The organism is Zarconia navalis LEGE 11467 (genome assembly GCF_015207075.1).
GTDB classification, from domain to species: Bacteria; Cyanobacteriota; Cyanobacteriia; order Cyanobacteriales; family Geitlerinemataceae; genus Zarconia; species Zarconia navalis.
The window spans coordinates 1-5,664 of the sequence record NZ_JADEXN010000368.1; the positions used below are offsets into that span (position 1 = coordinate 1).

Consider the following 5,664-nt stretch of genomic DNA (forward strand, 5'->3'; position numbering starts at 1 on the left):
GATATAAAGGATGTCTCGGGTTCGGTTTGAGTTGGATTGGGGGTAAGGTCGCTTTGGATTTCGCCCAAACGAGTATCCCGCCACACCGTCTGAGTTTGTAGGGATTGGGTCGGGTCGGGTGGTAGTCCCCCGTTTCCGGTGATGGCAAATCGACTGCGGGTGGCAATGTCGCAACTATTTTGAATTTGGGTGTTGGGATTGAGAGGTTCGGCATCTAGCACAACTAAGCCCGAAGCCGGATCGACAACCGGGGTTTGGATTTGCACCAGACCGCTAAATTCTGCTCCTAATGCCGAGGTCGCGGTAATATCGCTTTCGGGAGTGGGTGCTTCCCGGAACTGAGTGCCGAAGATAGCATCGGCGGCAATATTCACCTGTCCCCCAAAGCTCTGCTCGGCATTGGCACTGATGTCGCTGTTTTCTAAGGCTACCAGAGTGTCGGTCTCGAGATTGATATTTCCCCCCGTGGCATCTCCGGTGGCATTGGTGGTGATGCTACTACCCCGACGCAGGCGCAAGTCAGCCGTATTGAGGGTAATATTTCCTTGGGTTCCTCCACTGACTCCCGCTTGTAGGTTGCCCGCATTGTCGAGAAAGATCTCGTCTGCACTAATCTCAAGATTCCCAGCATTGCCATTGGCGGTATTGCTCACCGTGATTTCACCATTGTCGGTAATCTGTAAAATATCGGTATCGAGCGACACCGAACCGGCGGCAAACTCAGTTGATGAAGATGCGGCAATGCGGCTGGGTACCGTGCCAAAGTCTGCCGTTGCCGATCGCAAGACAGAACTACCGCTCACTTCGATCGACTCTGCCGAGATCTCAATGTTGCCCGCATCGGCATTGCCTAGAGTCTCAGATGTAATCAACCCACCGTTGGTGACTCGCAAGCGAGTGGTGTCGATAAGCAAATTCCCCGGACGACCGCTTGTTTCGGGGTTGACCACCGTTGCAATTCCACTTTGAACGCCACCAAAGTCCACGAATGCTCCGCTAACTTCGATATCCCGAGCGCGAATCGTCAGGTCGGCCCCATCTCCAGAACCGACCACTGACAAGGAAATCTGACCGCCATCCACGACTCGCAGACTGTCAGTGTCGATGGTCATCACATTCCCATTGCCAGTCGAACCCCGCTGATTGCCTGAGAATAAACCGCTAAAGACAAAACCCTCCACAAGGTCAAGCTCTGTAAACCCCACAATCTCGATCTCAGATGCCTGGACGTTCAATTGACCCGCATCCCCCGCACCGAATATGCTGCTGGCAATTTGTCCCCCGTTTGAGATCTCTAAGCGATCGGTTTGGATGTTCAATTGACCCGCATCACCCGCACCATAAGCACTGGTGTTGAGTACGGCAATATTAGAAACAATCGTATTTTGAGTTTGGAGCGTCAAATCTCCGGCATTCCCCGTCCCCACACTGCTCGTTTCAACGATCGCAAAGTTATTTACCAGCAATCGATCGGTCTGAATGTTTAGATTGCCGCTATTACCTGTTGCGTCGGGAAAAACGGTGGAAAAGAGTCCGGTGTTCTTGAGAATGATTAAATCAAAAGGCTTCGTAATCTCAAAAGCGCTCGTGGCGATCGAGATATCGCCACTATTAGCGCTACTCAGGGTAGCCGAAGAAATAAAGGCATTGGTGTCAATGCGCAAATCGCGGGCTTCAATGGCAAGGGTTCCTCCATTTCCCGTAGCACCTGCTTCGACCTGGTTAAACCAGACCGTAGGCAGATCTGCCGTTGCCGTTCCTTGAAACCAGATCGATTCTGAGGCGCGCAGGCGGGAACGACCGCCATTTCGATCGCCTAGGGTCTGAGTCAGGAGGGTGGAGGTGTCGGCGAAGGTGATGTTTTGACCGTGTATTTGCAAATCGCCGCTACGGGCCCCACTCGTATCGATCGATGCCGCTTGGGTAAAGCTGATGTCACCAAAGGTATTGATGTCGCTATAGTCCAAGGTAAAACCGCCGGTTATATCGCTTAGGGAAACCAATCCCGCTTGAGCCACGCTGCCCAATTCCACCCGTCCGCCGGGTGCGGTCAAATTGCCGCCACTTAGGGCAATCTCTCCACCCACCAAGGCGAGGGTACGACCTTGGGATACCTGCAAGCCAGCGGGACGAGCCGTACGATTGGGAACCAGAAACGGTGCGGACGTGGGAACTCCAACATCGACTGGAACTTCATCCAAGGTGAGATTGTGACCCGAACCGTTGACTTGAATGGCTCCGGGATCTGCTCCCATCTGCAAGCCGACGGGGACGTTGATGCTCAGCAGGGGAGATGCGTTGGGTTCGGTGGCACTGAAGAAACTGCCATCTTCAAAGAGCAAACTCTCGGCAGTACTCCCGAGAAACGAACCCCCGATATTTAAACTGGCATTCGGGCCGAATTGGATGCCGTTGGGATTAATCAGAAACAGGTTCGCCGTTCCGTTGGCGCGAATTAAGCCATCGATATCGGAGAGATTGCCTCCAGTGACGCGGGTGATGATGTTATCGATAGTGAGGGCGTTGTTGAAAAAGGCTTCGTTTCGGGTAGGGATGGAAAAGTCTTGGAAACTGTGGAAGAGGTTGGTTCCGGCCTCGGTTCCTCCTTCAATGGTGAGGACGTTGCCATCGGGGAGAACCACTGAATTGTTGGGTAAGGTGGCATCTGGGGTAATCTGTGCGTTGGCCGGTGTGGCCAGAGCCAAAGTAAAGACGGCAGCAGATACGAGCCAAGAACTAGAGTTGGCTGGGTTCATGAATGCTCCTGAGTTGAGTTGAGTTAACGGAGTTTGGGATTGAGAAGGTGGCAGTTGGCGCGCCTAAGTACGCGATGTTCTCGCACCAAAGTCAAGGGTCTGGGGCGATCGAGCCTCACACCTAACAAGAAACTCGATCTGTCAATTTTCTTCCAAATCGCGCCTTATTGTCTAGAGGACTCGATCCTCGCAGAGTCTTGTGGAACTCGATCGCAGTCTGGGTGTGGCTGCCAGGAAGAATGGGTTGGATTGGGGGATGCGGCGACTAACTCGACTTGTCCGCGACTGTTGGTTCTCCATCCCGTGGCTTCGACTAACGGCATTGAGGGGATAGAAGATGCCTCGGATTCTGTTTGCGTAGAGTTGGATATAAGGTCGCTTTGGATTTCGCCCAAACGGGTATCCCGCCACACCGTGCGCGATTGCAGGTATTGAGTCGGGTCTTCGGGGAGTCCTCCATTGCCGGTGATGGCAAAGCGATTTTCCAAGGCCACCGCACAGCTATCTTGAATTTGAGTATTGGGATTGAGGGGGTCTGCATTCAAGGCCACCAAGCCCGAAGCCGGATCGACAATGGGGTTATTAATGGCAACAATGCCATCGACACCGAATTGAGAACTGGCAGTAATATCGCTATCGGGAGTGAGTTGGGGGCGATTTTCCAGTCCAAATATGCCTTGGGTGTTAATCTCGATATTACCTCCAGTCCCTTCAAAAGCATTGGCAACAATATCGCTATTTTCGTTGGGAATTGCAACTAACAGCGGCGTGTCGATACTCAAACTGCCGCCATTTCCAATACCCCCGGCAGTGGCTGAAATTTGACCGCCACGGCGCAGAACCAATGACTCCGAAGCTCGGAAGTCAAGGTCTCCCCCTTCCCCCGAAAGCGTCGATGCCGAGAGCGTACCCCCATCATCTAAAACAATTGAACCCGCATCGATCTCTAAATTGCCAGCAATCCCAACACCGTCATTGGCAACAGATATCTGACCGCCAGAACCGATAACGCGCAGATTTGGGGTATTGATGGTGATTTGACCGGCATTGCCCGATAGGATTAGGGGTAATCCGAGGGCCCTTTGAATATCTAGAATCGGACTCATTTCAGTGGCTGACGTGATGGCAGTCGTTCGACCGTCCCTTGCGGACACCGATACCGATTCCGAAGCATTCACCAGGATTTCTCCGGCGTTACCGCTGCTAACAGTTGAGGTCGAAAGACGACCGCCATTGCTGATATTTAACCGGGCTGTATTAATAATTACTCGACCGGCATCACTGCGACCGAAGGTTGACGAGTTGATACTGCTCGAATCTAGGCCCTCCGAGCGATCGACCAGCGGGGGACCGACGATATCAACAGAGTCAGTCGCATTCACGATGACATCGCCCCCCGAACCCGTAACAAAGGGCGATCCGGCAAACGAACCAATTAAAGCACCTTCGTCTACCCGCAAACGTCGAGTAGTAATATTAGAGTTTCCAACTTGTCCGGCACCGATCGTCGCAACGCCCAAGCGACTCGCTCGAGAAAGATCGATCGAGTCGCGACCGCTAATCGAGATCGAGTCGGTACTATTTAAGTTCAGATTACTCCCGATCGCCGAACCGAGATGAAAAATGGTCAGTTCTCCTCCACCTCGGACCGCAATATTAGGAGCTGTTACCGTCAAATCTCCCACTTCTCCGATACCCATCGTCTCAAGTCCGATCCGACTTGCTAGAAGCGATCTCGGCTCGTAGCCATCGACATCTATGAGTTCTGTTGCCGTGAGAATCAGCTCGGCATCAGGGGCAATGCCCGACAATTGCACGAGAACGACCGAACCATCTCTGATGTGAATTTGACGACCGACAAGTTGAATGCCGCCACCGGTCACACCACTCGCATCGATCGCCGATTCTGACTCCAGTCTGATATCGCGGCTGGCAGAGGCTTCTGTATAGTCGAACTTCCAGCCGAGCGAGTCAGACTGCAAACCCACCACGCCATCGCTTGCTCCCCCCAATTCGATCCGACCTTCATTGGCTCGCAGGGCGCTACCGTCTAAAGTGACGTTTCCTCCTACTAGGGCTAACGTGCTTCCAGGAGCCGTTTCTAAGTTGGCGGGTGCTAGCAACCGACTCAGAGGTAACGCGAACAACGGATCGATATTGATGATAATGGCTTGCCCGGTTCCGGTGGCTCGAATGCTGCCGGGGTTTTCCCCAAACTGCAAGCCCACCGGAATGCTAACGGTCAGTAGGGATGATGCGTTGGGTTGGGTGGCGCTAAAAGTACTGCCATCTTCAAACAGCAAACTCTCGGCGGTGCTGCCGAGGAAGGAACCGCCGATATTTAAGCTCGCATTGGGGCCAAATTGGATGCCGTTAGGATTGATTAAAAACAGGTTTGCCGTCCCGTTGGCCCGAATTAGGCCGTCGATGTCGGAAAGGCTATCTCCAGTAACGCGGGTGATGATGTTGTTAATGGTGAGGGCATTGTTGAAAAAGGCTTCGCTTCCCGTGGGGATAGAAAACTCCTCGAAACTGTGGAAGAGGTTGGTTCGGGCTTCTGTTCCTCCTTCAATGGTGATGATGTTGCCGTTGGGAAGAACAACAGAATTGTTGGGTAACGTGGCATCTGGGGTAATCTGCGCGCTTGTGGGTGTGGCGATAAGTCCCGATGCGAGGGCGACAAAAAATTTCGGCCAAAAATGACTCTTGGTTTTGCTCATAAATACTCCTGAGTTGCATTGAGTTGAGGCGGTTCGGGACTTGGAGGGTTGTGGCTCGTCAAAAATGGCTGATGATGTTCTCGCACCGGAGTCAAGGGGAAGCGGCGATCGCTCCCATACCCGTCTGGTCTGACCTCTATCTTTTAATTTTCCCTTAATTCGCCCTCAGCGTACAGAGGACTGGGGAG

2 protein-coding genes are annotated in these 5,664 nt (G+C 52.9%); both read right to left on the minus strand.

The features are described 5' to 3' along the window. On the minus strand, positions 1-2,756 hold a 2,756-nt coding region (locus IQ235_RS17185; protein ID WP_264322652.1), incomplete at its 3' end, for a two-partner secretion domain-containing protein. A 164-nt stretch (positions 2,757-2,920) separates the two neighbouring features. Then, a complete protein-coding gene (locus IQ235_RS17190; protein ID WP_264322653.1) occupies positions 2,921-5,476 on the minus strand; it encodes a beta strand repeat-containing protein in 2,556 nt (851 codons plus the stop codon). Between the last annotated feature and the right edge of the window lie 188 nt (positions 5,477-5,664).